The sequence below is a fragment of the Streptomyces sp. DH12 genome (assembly GCF_020873895.1).
In the GTDB taxonomy this organism is placed as follows: Bacteria; Actinomycetota; Actinomycetes; order Streptomycetales; family Streptomycetaceae; genus Streptomyces.
The window spans coordinates 1-440 of sequence record NZ_JAHWGT010001180.1; the positions used below are offsets into that span (position 1 = coordinate 1).

1 protein-coding gene and 1 pseudogene are annotated in these 440 nt (G+C 52.3%); both read right to left on the reverse strand.

The window, feature by feature from the left end; genetic code table 11:
• The coding region (locus LPA54_RS39135; RefSeq protein ID WP_228985153.1) for a hypothetical protein at window positions 1–249 on the reverse strand (249 nt) is incomplete at its 3' end.
• A gap of 63 nt (window positions 250–312) precedes the next feature.
• Window positions 313–435: pseudogene (locus LPA54_RS43285) on the reverse strand (hypothetical protein); the annotation flags it as partial.
• Window positions 436–440: the final 5 nt, after the last annotated feature.

Sequence of the window (440 nt, forward strand, 5' to 3'; positions counted from 1 at the left end):
ATAATTTAGTGCACGATGGAGGTCTCTGAGTTCGACGCGCGTACGGATGGTGGCTAGAACCAGCAGCAGACTCCTCTCTGCCACAGAGAGCTGGCTCTCAAAGATCCTTTCCCACAGCTCGCGGGGATCGTCAAGTGAGTTCAGCACGTATTCAAAGAAGAGTTCGTCCTTGACTCCGGAGTTCCCGAAGTTCGCCGTAACAAGCTCGATGATTCTGGGGTTGAAGTTGGCATGCTGAATGACATCCATATACCTTCTTTCCCGCAAGACTGACTCGCGCGCAACAGGAGAGAGCTCAGCGAAGTGAATGTGATTATAGAAGATTCTGGCTTTTTGTTCCGCAGTGTAATGCGAGAGGTCCAAAATCACCTTGCCATCGACTAGCGCTCGCGAACTCTGTAGGCGCTCGTGGACCTGCCGCGCCTGCTGGAGAATATACT